The organism is Ligilactobacillus salitolerans (assembly GCF_003864415.1).
GTDB classification, from domain to species: domain Bacteria; phylum Bacillota; class Bacilli; order Lactobacillales; family Lactobacillaceae; genus Ligilactobacillus; species Ligilactobacillus salitolerans.
In genome coordinates, this window is the sequence record NZ_BFFP01000010.1 from 1 (window position 1) to 25,759 (window position 25,759).

At 44.5% G+C, this 25,759-nt stretch carries 21 protein-coding genes; 9 read left to right on the plus strand and 12 right to left on the minus strand.

Features of this window, described 5'->3' with window-relative positions; genetic code table 11:
- Positions 1-457: 457 nt before the first annotated feature.
- The 7 genes from LFYK43_RS04065 to LFYK43_RS04095 all read left to right on the plus strand — a co-directional run bounded on the left by LFYK43_RS04065 (position 458) and on the right by LFYK43_RS04095 (position 8,630).
- Positions 458-3,217, plus strand: coding sequence for a YhgE/Pip domain-containing protein (locus LFYK43_RS04065; protein ID WP_229717945.1), 2,760 nt, complete (start codon positions 458-460; stop codon positions 3,215-3,217).
- A 160-nt stretch (positions 3,218-3,377) separates the two neighbouring features.
- Entirely contained in the window at positions 3,378-4,265 is an 888-nt protein-coding gene (locus LFYK43_RS04070; RefSeq protein ID WP_124975704.1) for a hypothetical protein, read from the plus strand.
- A 146-nt stretch (positions 4,266-4,411) separates the two neighbouring features.
- Positions 4,412-4,717 (plus strand): hypothetical protein, encoded by a 306-nt coding sequence (locus LFYK43_RS04075; RefSeq protein WP_124975706.1) that lies wholly within the window; start codon positions 4,412-4,414, stop codon positions 4,715-4,717.
- Positions 4,717-4,908 carry a hypothetical protein gene (locus LFYK43_RS04080; RefSeq protein ID WP_229717940.1) on the plus strand — a complete coding sequence of 64 codons (192 nt, stop codon included), beginning with the start codon at positions 4,717-4,719 and terminating at the stop codon, positions 4,906-4,908. The genes LFYK43_RS04075 and LFYK43_RS04080 overlap by 1 nt, the downstream gene beginning before the upstream one ends.
- Before the next feature lie 362 nt (positions 4,909-5,270).
- The gene (gene apf / locus LFYK43_RS04085; RefSeq protein WP_124975708.1) at positions 5,271-5,936 is read left to right on the plus strand and encodes an aggregation-promoting factor; all 666 of its coding nucleotides are present in this window, start codon (positions 5,271-5,273) and stop codon (positions 5,934-5,936) included.
- Positions 5,937-6,093: 157 nt separating this feature from the next.
- On the plus strand, positions 6,094-7,440 hold the full coding sequence (locus LFYK43_RS04090) for an aspartate kinase (RefSeq protein WP_124975710.1): 1,347 nt from the start codon (positions 6,094-6,096) through the stop codon (positions 7,438-7,440).
- A 689-nt stretch (positions 7,441-8,129) separates the two neighbouring features.
- A complete protein-coding gene (locus LFYK43_RS04095) occupies positions 8,130-8,630 on the plus strand; it encodes a phosphatidylglycerophosphatase A family protein (RefSeq protein WP_124975712.1) in 501 nt (166 codons plus the stop codon).
- 131 nt (positions 8,631-8,761) lie between these two features.
- Here the strand turns inward: LFYK43_RS04095 and LFYK43_RS04100 are convergent, their stop codons facing one another.
- Genes LFYK43_RS04100 through LFYK43_RS04110 form a run of 3 tightly spaced genes read right to left on the minus strand, consistent with a single transcriptional unit; the run spans position 8,762 to position 11,678 of the window.
- A complete protein-coding gene (locus tag LFYK43_RS04100; protein WP_124975714.1) occupies positions 8,762-9,658 on the minus strand; it encodes a C40 family peptidase in 897 nt (298 codons plus the stop codon).
- A gap of 28 nt (positions 9,659-9,686) precedes the next feature.
- Positions 9,687-10,625, minus strand: a complete 939-nt coding sequence (locus LFYK43_RS04105) for an L-lactate dehydrogenase (protein ID WP_124975716.1) — start codon at positions 10,623-10,625, stop codon at positions 9,687-9,689.
- 27 nt (positions 10,626-10,652) lie between these two features.
- Positions 10,653-11,678 carry a branched-chain amino acid aminotransferase gene (locus LFYK43_RS04110; RefSeq protein WP_439957202.1) on the minus strand — a complete coding sequence of 342 codons (1,026 nt, stop codon included), beginning with the start codon at positions 11,676-11,678 and terminating at the stop codon, positions 10,653-10,655.
- A gap of 953 nt (positions 11,679-12,631) precedes the next feature.
- Here LFYK43_RS04110 and LFYK43_RS04115 point away from each other — a divergent pair.
- Positions 12,632-13,201, plus strand: coding sequence for a recombinase family protein (locus LFYK43_RS04115; RefSeq protein WP_124975718.1), 570 nt, complete (start codon positions 12,632-12,634; stop codon positions 13,199-13,201).
- A gap of 45 nt (positions 13,202-13,246) precedes the next feature.
- Positions 13,247-15,349: a Na+/H+ antiporter gene (locus LFYK43_RS04120; RefSeq protein WP_124975720.1), complete on the plus strand. Its 2,103-nt coding sequence runs from the start codon at positions 13,247-13,249 to the stop codon at positions 15,347-15,349.
- A gap of 23 nt (positions 15,350-15,372) precedes the next feature.
- Here the strand turns inward: LFYK43_RS04120 and LFYK43_RS04125 are convergent, their stop codons facing one another.
- The 9 genes from LFYK43_RS04125 to LFYK43_RS04160 form a co-directional block, all read right to left on the minus strand.
- Positions 15,373-16,137: a CPBP family intramembrane glutamic endopeptidase gene (locus LFYK43_RS04125; protein WP_124975722.1), complete on the minus strand. Its 765-nt coding sequence runs from the start codon at positions 16,135-16,137 to the stop codon at positions 15,373-15,375.
- 490 nt (positions 16,138-16,627) lie between these two features.
- On the minus strand, positions 16,628-17,068 hold the full coding sequence (locus LFYK43_RS04130; protein WP_124975724.1) for a universal stress protein: 441 nt from the start codon (positions 17,066-17,068) through the stop codon (positions 16,628-16,630).
- A complete protein-coding gene (locus LFYK43_RS04135; protein ID WP_124975725.1) occupies positions 17,068-18,663 on the minus strand; it encodes an Nramp family divalent metal transporter in 1,596 nt (531 codons plus the stop codon). The genes LFYK43_RS04130 and LFYK43_RS04135 overlap by 1 nt, the downstream gene beginning before the upstream one ends.
- Before the next feature lie 338 nt (positions 18,664-19,001).
- Positions 19,002-19,976, minus strand: a complete 975-nt coding sequence (locus LFYK43_RS04140) for an L-lactate dehydrogenase (protein ID WP_124975727.1) — start codon at positions 19,974-19,976, stop codon at positions 19,002-19,004.
- Positions 19,977-19,995: 19 nt separating this feature from the next.
- Positions 19,996-21,042 (minus strand): branched-chain amino acid aminotransferase, encoded by a 1,047-nt coding sequence (locus LFYK43_RS04145; protein WP_124975729.1) that lies wholly within the window; start codon positions 21,040-21,042, stop codon positions 19,996-19,998.
- Between the two features lie 49 nt (positions 21,043-21,091).
- Positions 21,092-22,135 carry a ketopantoate reductase family protein gene (locus LFYK43_RS04150; RefSeq protein ID WP_124975732.1) on the minus strand — a complete coding sequence of 348 codons (1,044 nt, stop codon included), beginning with the start codon at positions 22,133-22,135 and terminating at the stop codon, positions 21,092-21,094.
- Between the two features lie 606 nt (positions 22,136-22,741).
- The gene (locus LFYK43_RS12805) at positions 22,742-22,996 is read right to left on the minus strand and encodes a hypothetical protein (RefSeq protein WP_229717941.1); all 255 of its coding nucleotides are present in this window, start codon (positions 22,994-22,996) and stop codon (positions 22,742-22,744) included.
- Positions 22,983-24,377: an argininosuccinate lyase gene (argH, locus tag LFYK43_RS04155; protein WP_124975734.1), complete on the minus strand. Its 1,395-nt coding sequence runs from the start codon at positions 24,375-24,377 to the stop codon at positions 22,983-22,985. The genes LFYK43_RS12805 and argH overlap by 14 nt, the downstream gene beginning before the upstream one ends.
- A 22-nt stretch (positions 24,378-24,399) precedes the next feature.
- Complete coding sequence (locus tag LFYK43_RS04160; RefSeq protein WP_124975736.1) at positions 24,400-25,626, minus strand: argininosuccinate synthase; 1,227 nt, start codon at positions 25,624-25,626, stop codon at positions 24,400-24,402.
- Positions 25,627-25,759 lie beyond the last annotated feature (133 nt).

Sequence of the window (25,759 nt, forward strand, 5' to 3'; positions counted from 1 at the left end):
TCCCAATTTTTTACTAATTCGGTAAGGACTTTCATGATTCTTAATGACTGCTTCTGCCGCTCTAATTCTTACTTCAATTGGAATGTCTACCCGATAGTTTCGCATTGCTAACACCTTCCTAACGTTAAGATGTTTTCGTTTATTTTAACTGGAAATCCATGTTGGTAGCATACCACTGGTGATTCTTGGACTAAAGTATTTGAAAGAAGGGTCCAAGCCGGTGATTCTTGGACCAAAGTATTTGAAAGAAGGGCCCAAGCCGATGATTCTTGGACCTTGATATAGCAAAGTGAGGTCCAAGCCAGTTCCTGTCCAACAGGCTGTTGCGAATTCCAAAAATAGCAGAATATTTTTTTTGCTGTTCCTAGTTGTCTTTTATAGACGTTTGGAGTATATTATGGACTATTGAAATCCATTAAGGGGTTTAATTTCAGTTGAGGAGTGAGATTTGGTGAAGATGATCCAGAAGGAGTTTGCCATGATTTGGCGGCATAAAATCATTTTGGCAACGATATTAGGAATTATGCTGATCCCGTTTTTATATTCGGTGTTCTTTTTGAAATCGGTCTGGGATCCCTACGGCAATGTTGATAAATTACCGGTTGCTGTAGTGAATAATGACCGTCCAGTTGAGTTTCGCGGACAAAAACTCAATGTTGGGCAGCAATTAGTGAATAATATGAAGAAACAGTCTGGTTTAGACTGGCATTTTGTGACAGAAAAAAGGGCTCAAGACGGGATGGCGCACCATAAGTATTATATGGTGGTCAAGATCCCAGATGATTTTTCGCAAAATGCAGGAACTGTGTTAGACGAGCATCCGCGTAAGATGAACTTGCAGTATCAGACCAATGATTCGTTGAATTATATCGGTCAAGTGATCACCAAGGAAGCTGCTGGCGAGTTAAATAGTAAAGTCTCCCGCACAGTTTCTACGGCATATGCCGATACAATGTTTGGCGTGGTCAAGCAAGTTGGCACTGGTTTTGGCAAAGCTGCCAAAGGAGCAGTTAAATTAAATGACGGTTCTAAGGCCTTGACCAATGGGTTAACAACATACACAGCTGGAGTCAAAACTTTGAATAATGGTGTGATCACCCTGCATTCTGGGGTTGAACCGTTGAGTGCGGGGATCGTTCAGTTAGCAGACGGTTCTTTAGCCTTGGATCGCGGCTTGCGCACCTATACTGGCGCAGTTAGTCAAGTTAATTCTGGTGTTCAAACCTTACAGGCTGGAGCCAGTCCTTTAGCACAGGGCGTTAGTCAACTAAATGGCGGTGCGCAGACTTTGAATAGTGGAGTTCAGCAATATACAGGTGCCGTAAGCCAGTTAAATGGCGGTTTGCAGCAATTGGCAGGAAGCACTGATAAATTAGCTGGGGCTGCGCAGCAGCTGCAAAGCTTACCCTATGGGGTTGCTGGCACATATGTGTTGGGACAGCAGGTTTCTTATGCCGTTAAAGAACAGATCGTGCCAACCTTAAATAAGTTTTCAAGTATGTTGACACCTGAAAATAAGCAAGAACTACAAAATCTTCAAAACACAACAGTTGCCATGAAGTCGCAGTTGGCAGATTTTGGAACTACTATGACTTCTTTAGCGGGTATCTTGGGGAAAATAGGTACAAATGATGCTGAAAGTGGCACGAAAGCTGGCACAGCTTTGCAAGAAATCAAGAAGATGTCTGCAGAAGACCAGCAAAAATTACAAAATGCTGGTGTAATCGAGGCTTTAACTACAACGGCCAAGAATGCTCAAGCTAACGGCGAGATCCTAAATGAAATTAAACAGTCAACGAGTGGTGTCAATACTAAGCTTTCGGCAGCAAAAGACCAGCTAGATGCAGCTCAGAAGCAGCTGACCGAGCTGAATACTTTGATCACTTCATTAGAGAGCGGCGGCGATAGTTCAAACAGTGTTGCGCAGTTAGCAGCAGTTGCAACTCAATTACAGACAGCTACTGCCAAGTTGAATGGCTCGGTAAATGGTACTAGTCAAAATACATTCAAACCTGCAGCTAGCGGTCAACAGCTTGAAGCACAGATCGCAGCAATTACGAAGAACTCGCAGTTTAATACGGTTATTCCTGGACTAACGCAGTATTTGAATGGCGTTAAGACTGCGGCAAATGGGGCCCAAAAGCTTAATCAAAATGGGACCCAGCTGCGCAGCGGAGCGGGACAACTCAGTAATGGCTTGAATACGATGAACGGCCAAGTCCCAACTCTAGTCGGAGGGATCAACACGTTGGCCAATGGGACTAGCCAGTTAGCTGCAAATGGCGGCCAGCTGGTTTCAGGGTCAGACACTCTCGCTGGCGGTTTAAGCCAATTGAATGGTCAAGTCCCTCTTCTGGTCAACGGCCTGGATACTTTAGCCAATGGTGCCGCTAAATTAGCTGGCAATTCTGACACGTTAAACTCTGCTTCCGGCCAGGTTGCTGCAGGGACCGGAACTTTGGCTCAGAATTTGCAGGACGGAGCTCATGAAGTCAACTCGACTAACTTGAAAAAGCAAAATGCGCAGATGTTCGCTGCTCCAACGAAGTTAGCGCACAGTAACTACAGTAAAGTGCCAAATTACGGTTTTGCCTTAGCGCCGTACATGTTATCTGTGGCACTCTATGTTGGCGCGTTGGTCTTTAATTTAGTTTATCCACTGCGCAAAATGGGCAGTGATGAAAGCACGGCTACTGAATGGTTTGGCAGCAAAGTGATCATTGGCGGGCTAGTCGCGATTGGTAATGCTTTAGTTGAATTATTACTGATGATGGTAGTTGGCTTGCATCCGCAAAATGTCGGCGGCTTTCTGCTGAACGGGATTACCTTCTCCTTAGCTGCAATGTATATCGTGATGTTCTTAGCGGTTGCTTTGGACAATCCTGGCCGGTTTATCGGAATGATCTTACTGGTGATTCAATTAGGGGCAAGCGGCGGTTCATTCCCAATCGAGATCACCACAGGCATGCACGGCTTCTTCCAAGCCATCAATCCCTTCTTACCAATGACTTATTCAGTCTATGGGTTCCGTGAAGCGCTGACTGGTGGTTTTGGTTCTGGGCAGATCATGACGTCCTTTGGCATCATGCTGATTTTTATTGCGGTCAGCCTGATCTTGTTGTGGGCAGTCATGCAGCTGCTGCATAATCGTGTGACCTACGAGCCTGGTCCAAGCTCAGTTGTGCAAGAAAGCGGTAATGGTTCCGAAAATGAATAGGTAGTTTTAAGAGCCCATGGTCGTTAGGTAAAACTGATGATCATGGGATCTTTTTTGTTAAAAAGCTGATTGAGCAAGCTGAGTGACCATTTATAGTTAGGCAGGCTATAATAAAAGCAAATATTAACGACTGTCGTTTTGAGTGAAAGGGGGAAGCGAGATGAGCGTCGCCCAAGCTGAAGTACTCAAGCAAATTTATCTGACAAGGAGCAAGAGCCTGGCAGACCTAGTCAAGCTAAGCAAACTTTCTCTGGGTAAGGTTAAAGACTGTGTTGCCGAGCTGATCAGACAGGGGCTGGTGACTGAAAATTTATGTGTGACCGAAGCTGGTCGGAAGCTGATGGAGTTTTCACGCCCGCAAAAAGCTGTGATCATGGCAACTGAGCCGAGTCTGAGTGTACCAGAAAGTACTTTTGACCAGCAAAGAGATTTGTTAGAAGCTAAGGGTCAAAGAACGGTTGAACGATTAATCAAGCAGCTGCAAGAAAAAAATATTACCAAAATCGTGATAATTGCTGACTCTAAGGTCGAAAAATATCGTTATTTGAAGAAAAAATTTCAGGTTGAGCTAGCAACTGATCTGGATACAGGACACGCCGACAGTTTAGCGGCTTTGGCGGCTTTGAACGAGCAACTGGAGAATTGTTACCTGATTTCATCTAATCTATATTGCGCTGCGGTGCCTTTTTCTGAGTACGAGTTGTACTCATGGTATGGGTTGCGGAGCCCAAATAGGCAGGTCAGGCAGGAAGAATTGGAAGCGTTGGGTCTTGCTTACCTGACCAAAGATGATGCGGAAACGATCCGGTTGAGGTTGATCAGGCTGGCCAATGATCCCCAACAAGCTCAATTGCGGTGGGAGACTTGCTTAATGGACGGACAGCAGGCTAGCGTTAACTTGAAGATCTTTCCTGCCCAAAGTATTGTCAGGTTTAACAGCTACCGTGAATTGAGAAAATTTGATCCCGGATCGCGGAGTCTGCCGAATAAAGCACTGGAAATTGGGGTCAAGCTCAAAAGTTTTCTGACTGAAAAGCATTTTGTCTAAAGAGCAAGGTGCATATTTTCAGCTGAGGATATACAATAGAAATTGGCACTATTTTTCAGAACACAAAATCGCAGTTGAAACTTAATTGATCAGGGCTGCTGCACCGTTATGCAACAGCTCATGATTTCTTTTCAGGAGGCTTATTTATGTTTGAAAGGAATAGTTTACGGTTAAGTACCAAGGGAAAACAATATTTTTATCAAGCGGAAGAGCTTGGCTCTAAAAAAGAAGATTGTGAGCGTTACGCTATTTTTTTCACTGACTTAGCAGCTGTTCATCAGTTTGAAAAAAGCAGTCGGTCTGCGACCTTGACAGTCAAAAATTTCTTTGGGTCTTACCATCCAGTGGCAGTTAAAGGATTTGAATATCATCAGTCTAATATATCTGATTCGAAGCACCAGGAGCTTTTTACCGGCGTGCTAACGGTTCAGCAGATAGGAAGAAAAAGTTAATGAAATTGAGTATCACTAAGAAAATTGCAGCCTTTTTGATTTTGGCGTGCGCGACTTTCGCGGTTTTAGGCTATATTCTGTATGTTTGTACTTATTTGGTCTTGAACTTTAACGTGGAAACAGTCCTGCTGGCGGTGATCACTTTGCCGCTATTCTTATTTTTTTTCAGATTTTTATGGTTTGAAGTGTAGGACGATAGCGCCAAAAACAGCAATTTTTGCCTAAATTTGGTGAAAATATATTTTTTTTGCGCTAATTTTGGAAATTTTTGTAAAATTAGCAGTTGAGAAATGGATTTTCTGTAATATTCCAGCTGGCTAGAGAAATGGTTCAGACCAGTTTTTTGGTCGAACAAATCCAAAATTTGGCCAGCGAACCGTTACAAAAAATTACAGAAGTCGGCAGGTTTTACAAAAACGAGCTTCTTTTTAACTCTCATGTTATTTGCATGTAACTTGTCTTGCTTATACTAGTCATCGTTGAAGCAATTCAGCGGGTCCTTAGTGACCTGCAAGAAACTAAGTGCAAAATCATAGGAGAGTAGAAAAATATTATGAAATTTAAGAAGACTTTATTAACTATCTCAGCAGCTGCCGGAATGATGGCAGCAGGTTCCTTGGCAGCTAGTGCCGACACTGTTACTGTTAAAGCAGGTGACACACTTTCATCGATCGCTAAAGAACATAACGTTACAGTTGATTCGATCGAAAAAGCTAACAAATTGTCTAACATCAACTTGATTTTTGAAGGCCAAAAACTGGAAGTTGGGACTGACGCTCAAGCTGCAACTTCACAAACACAGCAGGCAGCTCCACAACAACAGCAAAAGGCTTATGTTCCAGCTCAGACTCAGCAGCAAAAACCAGCTCAAGCACAGCAAACAGCTAGCGCTTCAACACAACAACCAGCTGTTTCGCAACAAAAGACTTCAACATCAACAACCACTAACACAAGTACATCGAGTTCTACTACTACTTCAAGCAGCTCATCGAGCTCCTCTGAAGCAGCAGCTAAAGCAGCAATTGCAGCACGTGAATCTGGCGGTTCATACACTGCTTCAAATGGCAACTACTACGGCAAGTATCAGTTGACCAAATCAATGCTGAATGGCGACTATTCAGAAGCTAACCAAGAAAAGACTGCTGACGCATATGTTTCCAGCAGATATGGTTCATGGGCTAACGCTTTGAAGCATTCTGACCAGTACGGTTGGTATTAAGCAGTTAGGTCAAATAATTTCTAAACCCGGGTAAATTGCTTGCCTGGGTTTTTTGTATTTCATCAAATAAATTGCAAAATAGTTTTGAAAAAAAGCTCAATTTTTGTTATTCTAATAAAAAGATTAGGAATATATTAGAAATAGGCGGTGTGGTCATTTGAAGGTTGTTAAGTTTGGTGGTAGTTCGTTAGCGGACGGGACTCAGTTGGCTAAAGTTTTGAATATTATTAAGGCGGATCCAGAACGGAAAATTATTGTGGTTTCTGCTCCGGGTAAACGGTTTGACAAGGACAAAAAAATTACGGATCTCTTAATAAAACTGGCCAAACAAGTCGCAAACAAAGTTGACTACCAGCAGACTTTGAATGCTGTTAAAGAACGTTATCAGTTGATCATTGACCAATTATCTTTGGGTCAGGCAGCCACAGATTTGATTGAAACTAATTTTTCTGCGCTCCTAAGTCAAAAATATGCCAGTTTTCCAGAGCAGTTAGATGCTTTCAAAGCTAGTGGAGAAGACAATAATGCACAGCTGATCGCGTTGTATTTTACACAAAGCGGCCTGCCGGCTAAATACGTTTCACCGCAAGCGGCTGGACTTTATGTCAGCGATGAACCTGGACACGCGCAAGTCTTGCCTGAAGCTTATCAGAATTTGAAAAAATTAGAGCTAGGTGCGCAAAGAATCGTATTCCCAGGCTTCTTTGGGGTTTCAAAAAGCGGGAAGAAAGTGACGTTTGCACGCGGCGGCTCAGATATCACTGGGGCAGTACTGGCAAATGGGGTGCACGCGGATCTATATGAAAACTTTACGGATGTGGATGCAATTTATGCCGCCAATCCCAATATTATCTCCCAGCCAGAACAGGTTCATCACCTGACTTACCGAGAAATGCGTGAACTTTCCTACGCTGGCTTTTCGGTGTTTCACCATGAAGCGGTCCGGCCGGCAATTATGGCAAACATTCCGATCGAAGTTAAAAATACGAATAATCCGACAGCGCCGGGAACACTGATCACCAAAAACAAACCGATCGGTGATCACGATGTGACCGGGATGGCCAGTTCGCATGGTTTTGAGTCGATTTATGTTGCCAAATATTTGATGAATGATGAAGTCGGGATCGGCTATAAAGCTTTGGGAGTTATGGCAGATCATGGTATCAGTGTGGAGCATATTCCGACTGGGATCGACGAAATGTCTCTTGTTGTTAAGGAAAATCAAATTCCTGCTCAACAAGAAGAAGAGCTTTTACATGAACTACAGGAAAAATTAGAAGCTGACGACGTGCACCGACAGACTAATTTGACATTGATCATGCTGGTGGGTGAAAAGATGGCCACAACGATCGGTACCGCCGCCAAAGCTATGACAGCACTGGCAGAAGCCGGGATCGGGATCCGGTTGTTTAACCAGAGTTCATCAGGGATCAGTATCATGTTTGCGTTAAAAGAAGAAGACGAAGAAACGGCGATCAAGGCGCTGTATCAAGCCTTCTTTTAGGCAGATTCAAAAATTTCTCAGTACTAGTGAAGCGCCCCATAACTGTTAGTTTGTCTGGCTAACAATTATAGGGCGCTTTCGCGACGAACAGGGAAATTTTTTGCAAAGAATAAAGCCGTCCAACTGCTGGACGACTGGTGTAGAGAACTATCAAAGACTTAACTATCCTCGCCTATAAGATAGCATATTCCAACACAGAAGTAGATAAAAATGCTCAAGAGTCGGTTTGAGAATAGGTAAAATGCTAAAATCATGTAAATTAGTCGAAGTAACGCGAGAATAGGAGCTAAACTCGCGTAGAATAGGGCAGAGTCTCGCCTTGCCAAAAGAAGGTGAGATTAGCGCGTAAACTCCACCTGTTTTGTCAAAAGAGGGTGAGATTAATGCCTAAACTCCACCTATTTTGTCAAAAGAGGGTGAGATTAACGCCTAAACTCCACCTGTTTTGTCAAAAGAAGGTGAGATTAGCGCGTAAACTCCACTTGTTTTATCAAAAGAAGGTGAGATTAACACGTAAACTCCACCTGTTTTACCAAAAGAGGGCGAGATTAGCAACTAAACTCGTGTAGATCGGGCAAAGTAACACAAGAATAAAAACTAAGCTCACAAATGTTGAGAACACATTGATGTCCATCGCGTGCAACGTATGCTAAGCTGAAGTTAATGAAACCAGAAGAGGAGGAGGAACCGTGAGAACAAATGATTTTAGGTACCCAGATAAGGCAGCGCATGATTTTGTTACTGGTGAACTCGCTGCACGCGGGATCACTTTAGAAAAGATTGCTGATATTGCTTTTGATTTGCAGAAGGATTTTTTCCCCGAGGCCAAACGAGGAGAGTTTTTGGATGCAGCTAATGCAGTTCTTTCCAAACGCGAAGTACTTAATAACGCGATGGTTGCCTTAGAGTTGGACAGACTGGCAACTGAAGGCCAGCTCAAACAGCCGCTGCAAAACATTATCGCCAATGATTCGGGTGTTTTTGGCGTTGATGAATCCATTGCTGTTAGTATCGCCAACATCTATGGAACGATCGGAGTGACCAATTTTGGCTATTTGGATCGTGTTAAACATGGGATCATTAAAGAGCTCGATACGCAAAAAAATGGCCGCGTCAATACATTTATTGATGATTTAATTGGCGCTTTAGCTGCTGCGATCGCTGCTAAGATGGCGCATGAATATGCATAATTAGCAGGGATCTGCTCGAATTGTTACAGCAGCTCGGACGTAATTAATAGTGAAGTTTATAGATAAATGCCAGTAAACTACTGGCAATAAAAAAGACTGGAGATAAACTCCAGCCTTTTTGTTAGCTTAAATTAATGCCAGTATCTGCGGTAGCCAGCATATTCAGCGGCAAATTTTGGTTCTGTAAGAGCCGCAATGTCAACTTTTTTACCCGGAGTCCGCGACTCGATCATCTGACCGTTGCCGATGTACATACCGACATGGTGAACATTACCAGTGCCATGCTCATAGGCGAAGAAAATCAAATCACCGGGTTTAATTTCCGAAACATCGATCGGATCGCCATTGACCTGCTGGTCATCTGCGTCACGGGGAAGAATAATTCCTAGCGCACGGTGTAAGCCGCAGACTAAACCAGAGCAGTCATACCCATAGGCACTGATCCCGCCCCAAAGATAGCGCATCCCTAAGAATTGTTTGCCGATGTTGACCATCGTTTCGCCGTCGTTTGCACCGACCAAGTCAGCGGGGACCTTGACCGCTTCTGCGTCAATATAGCCGATACCAAGCGGGGTTGCCACTTGAATCTTACCGTTTTCTTCAGCCAGCTTTTCCAAATCAGTGCCAAGGCTTAATTCAGCCAGCGGCTTGTTTTGTGCGTCAGAGAGGATGGCGGTTTTAACCTTGATAGTCACTTGGCTTTTGGCCGTCTCTTGTTCTGGAATAGCCGGGCCCAGTGAAGCACTTGGAATCCAGCCGGGATAGCCCAATTTATTCTTGTGGGTCGGTTGATTCAAAACGATAACTTTGATCCAGCCATCCTCTTTATTTTCCACCACAACTTCATCATTGAACAGCAGCTGGCTGTCGATCATATCGTCATCACAGAGCTGGATAGTTTCTTGATCGGACATGCCCGCGACCCAACCCTTAGCATCACCTTGCAGGATTTTTTGGTCAACTTCACGTGGTGCATCTTTTGTACGCCATAGATTGGCAACAGGTACTTTTACTCTCAGTTTCTCCATCGGTTCTTATGATCCCTTCGTGCAACTGTCAGCTTTGATCTTGCGCAATTGTCTCGGCAAATTTTTGCTTGATAAAATCAGCTGACAGCTGTAATTTTTCTTTTTCATCTTCAGTTAAGTCTAACTGAATTTTTTCCTCTATACCGTTTTTACCAATAATTGCGGGATATGACAAGTAAGTTGCATATTCTGCGCGATAATTCGAGACTGGCAGTTCACTGTGGGCATCGCCAATGATGTCTTTGGCCAAATGAACCGCTGCGGCCGAGATCCCGTAGTTAGTGCAGTGCTTGCCTTTTAGAACAACAAATCCTCCATCCCGTGCGACTTGGTCAAGCGTGCTCAGCGAAATATCTTTTTGCGGTGCGATCTCGCTGATCGAATGTCCTAGAGCACGCACCGTGGACCAGGCGGTGAACTGCGAGTTGCCGTGTTCGCCCAAATTATAGCCGGAAACCGAACGCGGGTCTAATTTGAGCTCGCCAGCTACTGCGCGTTTCATCCGTGCTGAATCTAATAGGGTACCTGTTCCGATGACCTGGTTTTTGGGCAAATCAGTATACTTCTGGTATAGGGCAGTGATCACGTCACAGGGGTTGGTGATCACGATCAAAACGCCGTTAAAGCCGGAAGCTTTGATTTTCGGAGCAACCTCGCGCACTGCCGCGCTATTGTAGGGCAGCTCAGCAAAACGATCATTGGTTTGATTGTCATTAGCCAGCTGGATATTACCGATCGAGGAAAAGACTACGTCTGCATCGGCTAGCGCAGAGAAGTCATTCACGATGATCTTAGTGTGGTTTTCCAAATTAGCCAAAGCATCTGTGAAGTCCATTGCATCAGCCTCAACCTTAGCAGTGTCTTGATCGATCAAAACTAATTCATCAGCAATTCCTTGCACGATAATGTGGTGGGCAATGGCGCTGCCCACGTTGCCGATCCCGATCACACCGATCTTTCTAGCCATTTATTGTTACCTCCTCTAGCAAATGCCTTAGTCGATAGTTTGAACCCAACCTTCTGGAGCTGGAGCATCGCCGTATTGAATAGCGATCAATTCATTATAAAGCTTGGTTGTCACAGGGCCTGTCTTTTCTTCATCATAAAAGACGTGCTTTTTTCCCTGGTAAGTGATCGAGCCGACAGGTGAAATGACTGCAGCAGTACCCATCGCACCGGCTTCAGCGAATTTGTCGATATCGGCGAATTCAATTTGTGTTTCGATCGGATTCAAGCCTTGACGTTCTGCGACCTCTAAGAGTGAACGCTTAGTGATCGATGGGAGGATCGAGCGTGACTTAGGTGTGACAAACTGCCCTTCTTCAGTGATCCCGAAGAAGTTGGCTCCGCCGAATTCATCAATGTACTTATGTTCACGCGGATCAAGGAACAAGCAGTCAGCGTAGCCGTCTTTATGTGCTTGAATTGAAGCAATCAGGCTGCTGGCATAGTTGCCGGAGGTTTTGGCACTCCCAGTTCCAGCGTACGCTGCGCGATCGTACTCACTGACCGTGTAAGCTGCTGGATTGAGCCCGTTGACATACGCCCCTACCGGAGTTGCATAGACGTGGTATGTATATTCAGTAGCCGGTTGCACCCCAACGACAGTACTTGTCCCAATCAAGAAAGGACGAATGTAAAGCGTCGCGCCGCTTTCGTATGGGGGAACGAATTCTTCGTTAGCTTTGACGATTTGTTTGATAGAATCAAGAAAGTCATCAACCGGGTAGGCTTCCATGCCAAGGCGGGCAGCGGAGTTCGCCAGTCTTTGACCGTTTAGTTCCGGACGGAACAGGTTGATCTTGCCGTCCTTGCGCCGGTATGCCTTCAAGCCTTCGAAAACTTCTTGCCCATAGTGCAGGACTTCAGAGGCTTCTGAGAGTTCAATGGTTGATTTCTCTGTCAAATGGCCTTTTTCCCATTTGCCGTCTTTAAATTTAGCTTCAAAGCTGTATGGGAGATCGTGGTATTCAAAACCCAAGTTATTCCAATCCATATCTGCTGCTTTTTCTTTCATCATCAACATCCTCCTTTTGATAGTAGAACAAGGTAAATTTATAAAAATCAACAACGATAAAAAAACGCCCTAAGAGGTCTGAGACCTGATAGGGCGTTTCCACGGTACCACCTATTGTTTCTCATTGCTGATCCAATGAGCTCGGTACAATTAATCATTAATTGCATTCCCAATAATGGTGGGGCAAGCCAGCAAAGGCTAATATCACTTTTGCCGCGTCGAAGGTGAGTGGTCTTTATTTAGCCATACCTCCTTTCAGCAAGCGGAGGCTCTCTAAAAAGCCGAAATAAAAACGATCCTTGTCAAAGCGTTTTTCATCGTTGTTTAATTAAAATCTAATTTAACGCAGCAGCTATTGGATGTCAACATTTTTTTGCAAAATAAAGTCGGCAGGTCAATAAAAATTGTTCAGAAAAATTTTGTGATATAGTATGCAAAAACGAAAAATCGTGCTATACTAATTTCAGTGATATTTTTCACATAAATTTCTCTCTCTTGCCTAGCCGGGTCACGGTTAGGCTTTTTTTATGTTTGAAAAAGACTTTTTTAATGTGTTCTATCTGGAAGTTGATTGTGAACAACGTATCTAATGGGAAAATTACAGTTCAAAATCATCTGCTTTTTGAATTTTTCTGCAATTAAAGTGGTGGAGGTTATAATGAATTATTGCTGGTGTGTGAAGCCGAGGAGAAAAGATACAATGATATGAAAAAAGACTTGCTGGCCGATGGTTAGAGCACACTTTGGCTGAGAATCAACTTTTTGGGGTCAGAAAGTACTTATTATTTGAGCCTGGGGCTGATAATTGTTATAATTCTCTTAGTTACTGTGTGTATTTTGTCATTTTACTCGGGTCGAACCAGCCAAACTTTTCCGCCCAGCCAGCATAATGTGGAAGACAGAAAATTCTGCGGCTCTCCGTTTTTGTTCTGCCCGGTTATTAATCGAGGTTTTCTATGAAATATGGGTATATTCGCGTTTCACTTTGCGGCTCTGGCCAGCCTGAACAACTACAGCTTTTAACTAGTCAAGGTATTTCTAAACAGAGGATCTACATCGACCAAAGTGATGAGATTTCTGAAGATGGGACTTCTTTTGGTCAGCTGCTGGCCGTTCTGCAGCCGAATGATGTCTTAGCCGTAACTACTGTTGACCGAATCGCTGATTCAACCAAACAGCTGGTTGAGCTGTGTGATTTATTGCTCGCCAGAGATATTTTTGTCGAAGTCTTAGATCTTGGGTTGATCGATAAGTCTGGGCGGGGGCAGTTGATCCTAAAAACGCTCAAAAAAGTTGCTCTCATGGAAAAAATTGAGTACCGTGAGCGTTCGCTGGCCGGTAAAAAGAGGGCCAAGATGCTTAATTCGAATTATCATGAAGGGCGCCCGCCAGCTTTGATCACCGAAGAAAAGCGCCAGGCTTATCTCTTATTACGTGATTTTACTTATCAGCAAGTTGCTCAAAAGACAGGCTTTTCCGTGTCAACTTTAAAACGAATCAAAAAGAAGATCGAAAACAAGCTGTGAACGCATAATGCAGCCTGAAACTAATTTTGGAGAGTGATCTTATACGTGCATATCATAGAAATTATTATCATATTGGCACTGTTGATCTTGGTGTCAAATGTGATCAGCCATTATTTACCCGCGGTCCCATTGAGTTTGATCCAAATCGTCTTGGGGCTGCTGACGTCCTTAAGTGGGCAATTTGAAATTAATTTAACGCAAGACTGGTTTTTGCTGGTCTTTATTGCACCATTGCTTTATACCGACGGCCGCCGTTTTCCTAAACGCGAACTCTGGCGGATGCGGGTCCCGATTTTTGGAAATGCAATTTTGCTGGTCTTTTTAACCACGATCGTGGGCGGCTACTTAATTTATCGCTTTATACCGTCGATCCCTCTAGCAGAAGCCTTTGCTTTAGCTGCGATATTGTCGCCGACTGACCCGATTGCCGTGCAATCCATTGCCAAACGAGCCAAATTGCCGGATAGTGTTCTGCACTTGGTCAGCGGTGAAAGCTTGATCAACGATGCTTCCGGCTTGGTTGCATTTAAATATGCTTTAGGTGCTGTTCTAACTGGAACCTTCTCCCTTTCTTCTGCAGCCGGCAACTTTATTTATATTAGTATTGTCGGAGTCATCGCAGGTTTTGTCCTATCTCAGCTGCTTGATCTACTTCAAGAACTTCTTTTAAGAAACGGTGTCGACGATGTTGTTTTTCATACCGCGATCCAACTGATCAGTCCCTTCCTAATTTACATTGTAATTGAAGAAGTCTTACACGCCTCTGGTGTGATCGGTGTTGTCGCAGCCGGGGTCACAACCCAGTTCGGCAGAACACGTTCCGTGGAATATCGGCCGGAACTTAGGGTCGTTTCTACCACAACTTGGGACGTTTTAAACTATTTACTTAACGGATTTGTTTTCATGTTGTTGGGGAATGCTTTGCCGACAGCAATGCGCAACGTGATCGAAGGTGAACGTTTCAGCACAACACAGGCGGTTGGCTATGCTTTTTTTGCTTGGCTAGTGATCTTATCCATTAGGATCATCTGGACTTATGTCTACCAGATTTTTCCAACTAAGAAAAATAAGGGCCAAAAGAAAAAAGGTGCCTTTCGCTACGCCTTACTCTCTGGTTTATCTGGTGTCAGAGGTGCCGTGACCATGGCAGGGATCTTATCTTTGCCGTTAAAAATGCCAAGCGGTGCAGGCTTTCCGGAACGAGACCTAGTCTTGTTTATTGCTTCAGGGGTTGTGATTTTTAGTTTGATCGCAGCCGTTGTGACCCTGCCGCTTGTTGCTCCAAACGCTGGTCCGATCGTGACTCGAGGCAGCTCAATTGATGAGGTCAATGAAGAAGAGGAAGATGAAGAGGAACTGCCGCGTTATTTGACAGAAAATGAAGCATATCTGATCATAACCCGGACAGCAATTCAACGCCTAAATGAAAAAGTAACCACTAAGAACCAACGAGCAGCATATGAACTCATCCTCGATTATCAGAATTACGAACGGCAGATCGAAATGGAGATCAGGGATGATGATCAAGTGGAGACTGCTGTTCAAAATGAAATGACCTTGCGCAGAGTGGGAATCGCTGGTGAACATGAGGCCGTTGACAGGCTTTACAAAAATGCTCAGATCAGTGAGGAAGTTTATCAAGAGTCCTTATACCGTCTTGATCAGGAATTAAAGAACGCAGAACGGTTAAGCGGGCGCTCGAGTTTAAATATCGTGCTCGATTTCCGCCGCATGCGCAGGCTGTTTCATAGGTATTTCCATGTTAGAAGATCTGATAAAGAAACTGAGGATCTACTGAAAGAGACCCGCTTGGCGGACCGCGAATCAGCCAAGGCAGCCATCAAGGCTTTGTCACGTTTTGTCTCAAATGATAAGGTCGATAATAAAAAAATTAACCGTAATGCGATCTATCATCTGGTGATCATGTACCGTAACCGGATCGAGCGCATCAAAGGCAAGTCCAACTTTGAGTTTGCCGAGTATCAAAAACAGCGTTCGCGTTTGCAGATCGTAGCGCTCGGTGCTCAACGAGCTTCAGTGCAATCTATGCTGGAGTCAGGCCGGATCACCCGTAAAGACGCCGTCAAGCTCCGGACATATATCAACTATTCGGAAAATGCCTTGACGCTAGGTGTTGGCGGAGATTAAGACATTGTTTCAGTGTTGGTGTGTTAAGCACCAGCACTATTTTTTTGCAAAGATTGGTCTAACAAAATTAAGTAGGTCACGCTGAGAAGCAGGAGCGGCAAAAAAACCAGTAAGGTCATACCCCAATTGGAACTGCCAGCTTGTCTTGGAGCATCGAGCGGGACCCAATCGAGCAAAAAATGCAGTAAGATCGGCAAGAATAAACCATTGCTTGTGATCCGTAAGGCTGCCAGAAAGACTCCCAGTGCAAAGGTATAGCAAATTTGCAGAAAAACTGCTGAAGGGTTGGCTCCTAGTAAATTAAAGAGATGGAGTCCCCCAAAAAGCAACGCGGAGTAGACAGATGCCTTGGTTAATTGATAGTGAGAGCTTTTGTAGGCACCGAGTCCTACGAAGCCGGAAAGAAAAAGACCGCGACAGACCGACTCTTCCAGGATCGCGGCTGCCAGTGCAACGACAGTACTGATTACTGGGGTTTTTGATTGAAAGACTGCCACGATATGAGCGGGGCTCCCGCCGACGATAAACATGAGCAAGCCTGCGAGTACAGCCAATCCTCCGGTGATCTGAAGAGGCTTATCAAGATGGATCTTGCTTGATAAAAGTTTGAAAGTTCGAGTAGACAAAAAGAAAATAAAGAGGGCAAAGGAAGCGATGACGAGGTTAGCGATGCCTTTAAAATCCAAGGAGACATCGTAGAAGAAGAGACTCGCAAAGAAAAACAGCAGAAACAAAATAACTCCCCAATACAACTGTCGGCCCCATGACCAGCGATTTTCAAGCAGCATGGATCAGACTCCTTTCAAAAATTTAATATCATAATGATATCATTGATACTTCGAAAAGTTTAAAGTTTTGCCTGCAAAAAGTATTGGATGCCAAAAATTCTCATATTTTTAGGAGAAAACCATAATAAAATCAAACAAAAATAACGCAAGCTGCTAGTTGCACGGCTTGCGTTATTTTGCGTTTTTGTCAAAAAAATTTGTGAAGCTATTCATTGAGGCGCTTTTTTTCTCAGCGTTTTACCGAATAAATCTAGACCATTGCTCTGGTATAAAGTAGCATCACCCCAGGGTTGATGCTAGTTGAGGTCGATGTGATGATCACTAAAGTGAAGTGTAAACATATTTAAAGAAAGCTCTGAGCAGTGGACTAAGTCGTAAATTGTGAGCGAGTATTCTTCTTTGGATATATCTTCAACTTTAGGGCAGTCACCTGAATACATCTTTTGCTGGCAGCGATTCTTTACCTTAGTCAACCTTTAAGAAATACTTATTAACGCATGACCAACACAGAAATTGGTGAGTTTTTTGCCATGTAGGCGGCTTGACTTCCAAAATGCCGAGCGACGCCTTTTTTGTCGAATGAACCGATGACTAATAGATCAGGTTCGATCTGTGGGATCACTTCGTTGATGATTGTTTTTCCTGGATCGCCTTCAGCAATTACAGTTTGGACTTGATTGACTCCCGCGGCTTTGGCTTCTTCTTTATAATCGCGAAGATGTTTTTCTAATTCTCTACGTTCACCGTGAATATAATCATCATCTAATGCTTGATAAACATTCATTTCATCACTTTCAAGTACAGCAACGATAAATAATTCAGCGTCATTTTCTTTGGCATAGTTGATTGCATATTGGAAGGCTAATTGGGCATCGTGCGAGTCGTCAGTACCTACTAGAATTCGTTCAAACTTAGTCTTATCTTCTGCCATTATACATTTCCCCCTTGACTTTGAGCTTTAATTTCAGTATCTTTTTTTGCCAAACGCTTGTCGCCCCGATACAGATCAACTATTGTCCAAACTAAAAGAGCTAGGATCAAAGCAATCAGGACATACGCAATATTGTCAGCTAGGGTGATTTGAGCAGCCGTTGGATGATCACCAAAAAAGCTTTCGATTGAACTTGGCAAGCCGATCATGTTGAGATAGGTTAGTCCGACTACGGAGAGCCAGCCTAAGATTTTGACCCACAGCGTATTTTTGAAACGCGAGCCCATTTCAGTTTGACTGTTAGTCAGCATTAACAAGGGCAGCATCGAGAATGGCAGGGCAAATGCCAAGAATACCTGTGAGTTGTTCATCAAGTTATTGATGGCGACGTGTTGTTGAACTTCGCTTTTACCGCTCGTGGTCAGAACCGCAATCAAAACCGGGATCACTGAAATCAGGCGGGTCACTAAACGTCTGGCCCACAAGGGCATCTTCATATGAACGAAACCTTCCATGATTACTTGGCCGGTTAAGGTTCCAGTGATCGTGGAGTTTTGGCCGGAAGCTAGTAAGGCTACGGCAAATAGCACTGACAAGATGCCAGAACGTGCGACACCAATCAATATTCCATTACTTAATTTGGAAGTATCAGATAAGGCTGCGTACAAACCAAAGAATGAAGGGTCTTGGACTGTGCCTGATTTGAAAACAGCGACACCCATGATCAAAAGCAGTGAGTTGACCACGAAAGCCAATGATAATTGAATGTTGGAGTCCCAAGTCGAGAATTTAACAGTGCGTGCGACATCTTCTGGATCGTTATGGTCAATTTTTCTTGTTTGCGAAATAGCTGAATGTAAGTACAAATTATGCGGCATTACGGTAGCACCGATAATACCCAAAGCACCGGAAATTGGGGTCATACCAGCAATATCAGGCGAGCTGGCAAATGTTTTACCGCTGGGAACGAAGCCGCGGAACACCCCAGCCCAATTAGGATCGGACAAAGCCACTTGGTAAACAAAGACACCTAAGATCACTAGGATCAAGCAAACAACGATCGCTTCGATCTTTCGGAACCCAATCTTGGTTAGCAATAGCAGCAGCAAGACATCCAATACGGTCAGGAAAACGGCAATAACTAATGGTATGTTGAATAATAAATACAGGGCGATGGCTGCACCAATAACTTCAGCAATATCGGTTGCCATAATAGCTAATTCGGTCATGATCCATAGAATAACACCGAGAGTTTTACCAGTCCGAGCTCGTGTTGCCTGCGCTAAATCCATCTGACTTACGATTCCCAGTTTAGCAGCCATATATTGTAACAACATGGCAATTAAACTCGACATCAAAATCACTGAGATCAGCAGGTAAGAAAAATTTTGTCCACCGGTGATCGAGGTTGACCAATTACCTGGATCCATGTAACCAACCGCGACTAAGGCACCAGGTCCAGAATACAGAAATAACGTCTTCCAGAATCCTTTACCCTTAGGCACTTCAACCGTGCCGTTGATTTCCTCTAAGGACGGACCATTTGCATATTGAATCAAATGATGCTTATGAGCCGTTGACTTGTTTTTGCTCATTTTAAAAACCACCTTTCTTTTTAGAACAAACTCATTGTACAATAAATTTAAGGATATTAAAACAAAAAGTTAGGTACACTGAAATTAAGGCGACTTTAATTCAAAAAATCAGTTGCAAAAAACGCCAGCAAATTTTCTTGTCCTTCGAAAATTTGCTGGCGTTTTGGTAGTTATTTAAGCAAACATGCAACCGATCAGTCGCCGTTTGGAACAAAGTTTGGCAAACATACATCCAACATGCTCAAACTTCGATCGACTTGTAGTCAGCACTCAAATCAATTTGAGAATATCTTATATTGCCCAAGTCCTGAGATATTTTAAATTGTAACCTTTAGACATTAGCTCAAAGATGTGTTAGAAATTCTGTTAGGCTGCTGATTTGTCAGTTCGGCTAATGTATCTTCATAGCGTGTTTTGATATAGTAAGCTGATTGCTGCAGTTTGGTTTCCTCGTCGGCAGTCAAAGAGAGATGGGCCTTTTCGACCACGCCTTGTCGCCCAACGATGGCTGGGTAAGACAAGTAGGTCCCATATTCTTCGTGGTAGTTGGAAACCGGTAATTCAGTATGCGCATCGCTGAGAACAGTGGCTGCTAAACGGACTGCCGCTGAGGCAACGCCATAGTTCGTATAGTGTTTGCCGTGGTAGACGGTGTAGCCGCCGGCTCTGGCATCCTCATCAAGTTTAGCGAGGTCTAAACCACGTTTGGCAGCAACTTCAGCGACCGGCTCGCCTAAGACACGAACTGTTGACCAAGCAGTAAACTGGGAATTACCATGTTCACCTAAGTTATAGCCGGAAATTGAGCGCGGGTCGACTTCTAGTTCGGCTGCGACTGCGCGGCGCATCCGGGAGGAATCTAGTAGCGTCCCTGTCCCTAAGACTTGGTTGTATGGCAGTCCAGTGAATTCGTGGTAAAGGGATGTGATCACATCGCAAGGATTGGTGATGTCGATCAGAACTCCGTTAAAACCAACTTCTTTTAACTTTGCAGCGACTTCATAAACTGCGTGTTTGGTAAAAGGTAATTCAACGAAACGGTCGTGTTTTTCGTTGTCTTCTTGCAAATCGATCTTGCCGACAGCTGAAACGACCACATCCGCGTCCGCTAAGGCAGAGTAATCATTGACCGTAACATTTGTGTGATAATTCAGGTTCGCCATTGCATCTTGGTAATCAGTTGCGTCCGCGTTGACTTTTAGTTCATTAGAGTCGATCAAAACTAGATCGTCCACCAATCCGGAAGTGACCATGTAATAAGCAACCGTTGAGCCCACGTGGCCCATTCCGATAACGCCGGCTTTTCTCGTCATATTCTCTACCTCTCTTTTCTTATGCTTTGTTAAGTACTTTGCCTGATTCCACGGTCTGGGTCCAGTGTTCCGGGTCAGGGCGGTCGCCGTATTGGATCCCAAGCAGTTCATTGTAAAGCTTGGTCGTGACTGGGCCGGCTTCAGTTTCACTGTAAAAGATCTGTTTTTTGCCTTGATAGGTCAGCGAACCCACGGGTGAGATGACAGCAGCGGTCCCGATCGCCCCAGCTTCGACGAACTGGTCGAGATCTGCAAATGGGATCTTGGTTTCTACAGGGTTTAAGCCTTGCTTTTTGGCTAAGGTCAGCAAGGAACGCTTAGTGATGGAAGGCAGGATCGAGTTGGACTTGGGTGTGACAAATTGTCCTTTTCTTGTGATCCCGAAGAAGTTTGCACCGCCAAATTCATCAACATATTTATGTTCGCGCGGATCGAGAAACAAGCAGTCAGCGAAACCGTCTTGATGTGCTTGCATTGAGGCGATCAGGCTGCTGGCGTAGTTGCCTGATGTCTTGGCTTGACCAGTTCCCGCATAAGAAGCACGGTCATACTGACTAACTGTGTAGGCTGCAGGCGACAAACCATTCACGTAAGCCCCGACTGGGGTAGCATAAACATGGTAGGTATATTCGACGGCCGGCTGCACACCAACAACACTGGAAGTGCCGACCATGAACGGCCGAACATAGAGTGAACCGCCGCTTTCGTACGGCGGAACGAAATCCTCATTGGCCTTGACTACTTGTTTGACGGAATCCACGAAGGCATCAACTGGGTAGGGCTCCATCGCGAGCCGCTTGGCTGAGTTGACCATTCGTTCTCCGTTTAATTCCGGCCGGAATAAATTGAGTTGACCGTCTTTGCGCCGGTAAGCTTTTAAGCCTTCAAAAACTTCCTGCCCATAGTGGAGGACTTCGGCGGCTTCCGAAAATTCCAGCGTCGACTTGGTCGTCAGTTTTCCCGGCTGCCACTGGCCGTCCTTGAATTTAGCCTCAAAGCTGTAAGGCAGATCATGGTATGCAAATCCTAAGTTATTCCAATCTAAGTTCTCAACTTGTTCTTTCATGAAAAGGGCCTCCTTATGCCGATTTAATTCTCTTTCAGTGTGGTAAGTCCTAGGCAAATTTTGCCAGGTCTTCCTTGGTATCTAAAGTTACGTTCGCTGCTTCACTCTTTTTGTTATCTTCCAAAACCTGGTCAATGAAGCCGTCGACATCGAATTTGTCTGTAAATTCAGTCAGATGGACCAAGTTCCGCAGAAAGTTATGGGTCGTTGCTTCGTAGTTGTATTTTTTTCCGAGGTCGTAAAGGTAGCCGTTGATATAGTCAACTTCGGTGTGACGGCCGTTGGCTAAGTCTTGGTACATCGAGGGAAAATGGAGTGGATTACCGGTCCGGCTGACTGCAACAACCTGTTCCCATTCCTCGTGCCGACTGCAAAGCAGCGTGATGCCGGCACGTTCACAGACATCGTAAGCTTCATTGATCAGCTGCAGTGAAAGATCTTTGACACTAGGGGCTTGGATAAATTCGCCCATCCGGATCTTAAACATCGTACACAGGGTATTGACCACAGAATTGAAAACGACCTTGGCCATCAGTGTACCGGTAAAATTGCTGGTTAAAGTCGGGTTCATGCCGGCTGCTTTAAAATCTTGGACAACTTGTTGAGTTGTCTCATCAGACTTTTCGGTTTGATTGGCAAAGTTGACCGAACCGGCGCCTTTTTGGCCGATAAAATCAACATCGCCGGCTTTATTCAAAACCGTGCCGATCATGGCTGTCCCGCCGATCACACGCTCAGGCGGAAAGTACTGGTTAAGCTTTTCAACGTGGCCCATGCCGTTCATACAGGTCAAGGCATATTGCGTATCGTTGAAGAAGGGCGCGCAGCGATCCAAGAGGTCTGCCAGCATATATTGCTTGGTGAAAAAGACTAGAACATCTGCGTCGCCTGAATATTCTTCCGGGTAATAAATATTGGCTGGAACAAGGTGCTTGTTTTGCCCGTCTCTAGAAACGTAGACTCCTTTTTGGGCACGGATCGTTTCAACCTGCTGGTCCCAGGAGTCCACGAAGTCAACATCTAAGCCGGCTTCCTGCAATAAAACACCAAATCTTAATCCCATCGCTCCTGCTCCCAATACTGCATATTTCATGATGTTCTCCTTCTTTCTTAAAGTTGTTAAACTGCTGGTGAGAAAGACGCAAACGCTCTAGCTAAAGAGGTGTACGTCTTTTCCTGCCAGATGAAATTGTTTTGTAAGCCGCTAATACCAGGTTCCAATAGACCTCACCTCCCGAAATTGACAGAATTTTCGATTACTAAGCTGTGTTGAAAGAAATAAAAAAACGCCCTTAACTATTACCAGAATTTGGCAAAAGTTAAGGGCGTTACCGGCGCTGTACCACCTTAAGTTTGTTTTTATATTAAAAAACCTCTCACGTACGGCATTATGCGATACGCTGACACAATAATGGGTGTACCCAATGCTGTTTAATAATCACAGGACTTTCACAGCATAGCTTAGAGATGATCATTATCGATCTTAGTGAATCGCTTCGCACCAACCAGCGACTCTCTGCTCACGCCAAAAGATAAAATTCTCCTTGCAGCCTTTAATCATAATTTAATTGTTTTAAAACTTAACACTTTGTGTGAGGTCCTGTCAACCGTCAACATCAAAATTTTTTTAAATGTTTGTTCAATTTGCTGGTGCTGCGTCCCAGCAACACCTTGGGGCACTAAGTAATAAAAGAATATTTTAGGGACTGCTCAAATTCTGCAGATTAGCTGGTAAACTCACCATGTTTTGGGCAAAGAGGTGTAGATTAGCTGGTAAACTCACCATGTTTCGGGCAAAGAGGTGTAGATTAGCTGGTAAACTCACCATGTTTCGGGCAAAGAGGTGTAGATTGGCTGATAAACTCACCATCTTTTGATACAAACAGGCGACTGCATCAAATAACCGCCATCCCGAAAAAAGTGGGCTGGCGGTTATTGCTTTATTTTTCTGCATTATTTGCTAATTTTTGTTGTGCCTGTTGGATTTGAAAGCGAACTTGTTCAAATCCGGTCGAGCCCAAAGAGACTCGGCGTGCAACAGCATTCTCCGGTGCGAGATCTGCGTAAACATCTGCTTTTATCTGCGGCGCAGCTTTTTGCAGTAATTCCAACGGCATCTCCTGCAACGGCAGGTGATTTTCCATCCCGTAGTGAACGAGTTGTCCGACAATGGCATGTGCCTGCCGGAAAGGAACGCCCTTGGCGGCTAAATAGTCGGCTAATTCAGTCGCATTGGAAAAATCGTCAGTCAGCGAAGCAGCCATTTTTTCCGGTTTGATTTGAAGCTCTGCTAACATTCCGGTAAATAAAGAAGTGCAGTCTTTGACCGTGTCGAGCGCATCAAAAACACCTTCTTTATCTTCTTGGAGGTCTTTGTCATAGGCTAAAGGTAAGCCCTTGAGTGTGGTCAGCATGGCAAACAGGTCACCGTAAACACGGCCGGTTTTTCCGCGGATCAATTCTGCGACATCTGGGTTCTTCTTTTGCGGCATGATCGAACTGCCGGTTGCATACTGGTCGCTGATCTCCAGGTAGCCGAATTCATATGAATTCCACTGGATAATTTCCTCGCAAAAACGACTGAGGTGCATCATTAACGTTGCTGCAGCACTGAGAAAATCGAGCAAATAATCACGATCGGAAACAGCATCGATCGAATTCTGATAAACTGCTGCAAAGCCAAGCTCTTGGGCACTGTACTCGCGGTCGATCGGGAAAGTGGTACCCGCTAAGGCAGCTGCGCCTAAAGGCGAATTATCGGCACTTTTTTGTGCTGCTTGAAAACGCCCCAAATCGCGTGTAAACATCTCATAGTAGGCCAGCAGATAATGGGCGTAAGAAATCGGCTGCGCATGCTGTAAATGAGTATAGCCTGGCATGAGTGTAGAGACGTTGGCATCGGCCTTGTTGACCAAGGTCTGCAACAGATTTTTAAGCAAGGCACTGATGCTTGCCAGCTCATCTTTCATAAACAAATGCATGTCAGTGGCAGTTTGGTCGTTGCGGCTGCGAGCAGTATGCAGTTTACCAGCGACGGGGCCAATTTCTTCTTTGAGTAAATTTTCAATATTCATGTGAATATCTTCGTAGTCAGGCGAAAATTCCAGTTGGCCGGCTACTAACTTTTCCTGCAAAGCTTCTAAACCAGCAATGATCTGCTGGCCTTCGCTCGCGGACAAAATTTTGGTTTTGACCAGCATCTTGGCATGCGCCAGCGAGCCTGTAATGTCATGTTTGGCTAAACGCTGATCAAATTGGATCGAAGCGTTGAAGCGCACAACATCAGCGGTATTACCGTGTTCGAAACGACCGCCCCACATTTGATTTTTAGTCATTGTTTTTTCATCCTCGCGTGTCTTAAGACTCTAAGTTATCGACTTTTTTGGCCGCGTTTTTTTGCGCCACTTGTGAGTGGACGACTGAAGGCAAGCTGTAGAGTTTGATGAAACCAGCGGCAGCTTCCTGGTCAAAGGAATCGGCATCTGTGTAAGTAGCTAGATTTAAATCATACAAGGAATTAGCTGATTTCCGGCCCTCACAGATCGCATTGCCCTTGAATAATTTGACGCGGACGATCCCGTTGACCTCTTTTTGACTTTCTTTTAAGAAAGCCTGCAAAGATTTGAATAATGGGGTAAACCAGAGTCCGTTATAGATGGTATTGGCAATTTCTTGTTCGATTAGCGGTTTAAAGTGTGCCAAATCTTTCGTGGTCGTCAAATCTTCAAGATCCTTATGGGCAGTTAATAAAACTTCTGCTCCTGGTGCCTCATAGATCTCGCGTGACTTGATCCCGATCAGACGGTTCTCAACGTGGTCGATCCGGCCAATACCATGCTTGCCGGCAAGTTGATTGACTTTTTTGATCAGTTCATGCAGTGGATACTGTTCACCCTCTAGAGCAACTGGGATGCCTTTTTCAAAGGTGATCTCAAGGTAGTCTGGCTGGTCGGGTGCCTCTTCTAGTGGCAGTGTGCGCTCGTAGGCATCTGCTGGTGCTGCAGCCCACGGATCTTCTAGGATGCCGCATTCATTGGCACGACCCCAGAGGTTTTCGTCGATCGAGTAAGGACTTTCTTTCTTGATCGGGATCGGGATATTGTTTTCCTTGGCGTATTCGATCTCCATCTCACGTGACATGTGCTGATCACGGATCGGATCTTCAATTTTGATCGTCGGGGCTAAAGCGTGGATCGCTGTTTCGAAACGAACCTGGTCATTGCCTTTACCGGTACAGCCGTGGGCGATCGCGATTGCTCCGTACTCTTTGGCGACTTCAACGAGCTTTTGCGCGATCAGAGGACGGGAGAGTGCGGAGATCAACGGATATTCTCCTTCATAGTAGGCATGTGCTTGCAGGGCGGTGAGACAGAATTCCTCGGCAAATTCTTGCTGGGCATCGATCACAATTGAGCCGACTGCTCCAACTTGTTTGGCTTTTTTCTGTACTTCGACTAAGTCTTTTTCTTCACCGACATCAATACAACATGCGATCACATCGTAGCCCTGATTTTTTAACCAGGCGATCTCAACGGATGTATCCAGTCCGCCGGAATATGCTAAAACTACCTTTTCTTTACTCATATTATTCACTCTCCCAAAAATGATTGACCTAATAATAGAATAAATATACATAAAAAGCAACCTTAATTTAGTTAATATACAAATAAAAGCCAAAATTATTCACAAAAAATGCAAAATAATGAATTTTTAACGT

What these genes read in the sequence shown, in the direction of transcription:
- LFYK43_RS04115 (WP_124975718.1), top strand. Translation starts at nt 12,632, where the DNA reads ATGAAATATGGGTATATTCGCGTTTCACTTTGCGGCTCTGGCCAGCCT.
- LFYK43_RS04105 (WP_124975716.1), bottom strand. Translation starts at nt 10,625, where the DNA reads ATGGCTAGAAAGATCGGTGTGATCGGGATCGGCAACGTGGGCAGCGCC.
- LFYK43_RS04100 (WP_124975714.1), bottom strand. Translation starts at nt 9,658, where the DNA reads ATGGAGAAACTGAGAGTAAAAGTACCTGTTGCCAATCTATGGCGTACA.
- LFYK43_RS04130 (WP_124975724.1), bottom strand. Translation starts at nt 17,068, where the DNA reads ATGGCAGAAGATAAGACTAAGTTTGAACGAATTCTAGTAGGTACTGAC.
- LFYK43_RS04065 (WP_229717945.1), top strand. Translation starts at nt 458, where the DNA reads ATGATCCAGAAGGAGTTTGCCATGATTTGGCGGCATAAAATCATTTTG.
- LFYK43_RS04070 (WP_124975704.1), top strand. Translation starts at nt 3,378, where the DNA reads ATGAGCGTCGCCCAAGCTGAAGTACTCAAGCAAATTTATCTGACAAGG.
- LFYK43_RS04140 (WP_124975727.1), bottom strand. Translation starts at nt 19,976, where the DNA reads ATGACGAGAAAAGCCGGCGTTATCGGAATGGGCCACGTGGGCTCAACG.
- LFYK43_RS04080 (WP_229717940.1), top strand. Translation starts at nt 4,717, where the DNA reads ATGAAATTGAGTATCACTAAGAAAATTGCAGCCTTTTTGATTTTGGCG.
- LFYK43_RS04145 (WP_124975729.1), bottom strand. Translation starts at nt 21,042, where the DNA reads ATGAAAGAACAAGTTGAGAACTTAGATTGGAATAACTTAGGATTTGCA.
- LFYK43_RS04125 (WP_124975722.1), bottom strand. Translation starts at nt 16,137, where the DNA reads ATGCTGCTTGAAAATCGCTGGTCATGGGGCCGACAGTTGTATTGGGGA.
- LFYK43_RS04110 (WP_439957202.1), bottom strand. Translation starts at nt 11,678, where the DNA reads ATGATGAAAGAAAAAGCAGCAGATATGGATTGGAATAACTTGGGTTTT.
- LFYK43_RS04160 (WP_124975736.1), bottom strand. Translation starts at nt 25,626, where the DNA reads ATGAGTAAAGAAAAGGTAGTTTTAGCATATTCCGGCGGACTGGATACA.
- apf (WP_124975708.1), top strand. Translation starts at nt 5,271, where the DNA reads ATGAAATTTAAGAAGACTTTATTAACTATCTCAGCAGCTGCCGGAATG.
- LFYK43_RS12805 (WP_229717941.1), bottom strand. Translation starts at nt 22,996, where the DNA reads ATGCAGAAAAATAAAGCAATAACCGCCAGCCCACTTTTTTCGGGATGG.
- LFYK43_RS04150 (WP_124975732.1), bottom strand. Translation starts at nt 22,135, where the DNA reads ATGAAATATGCAGTATTGGGAGCAGGAGCGATGGGATTAAGATTTGGT.
- argH (WP_124975734.1), bottom strand. Translation starts at nt 24,377, where the DNA reads ATGACTAAAAATCAAATGTGGGGCGGTCGTTTCGAACACGGTAATACC.
- LFYK43_RS04135 (WP_124975725.1), bottom strand. Translation starts at nt 18,663, where the DNA reads ATGAGCAAAAACAAGTCAACGGCTCATAAGCATCATTTGATTCAATAT.
- LFYK43_RS04075 (WP_124975706.1), top strand. Translation starts at nt 4,412, where the DNA reads ATGTTTGAAAGGAATAGTTTACGGTTAAGTACCAAGGGAAAACAATAT.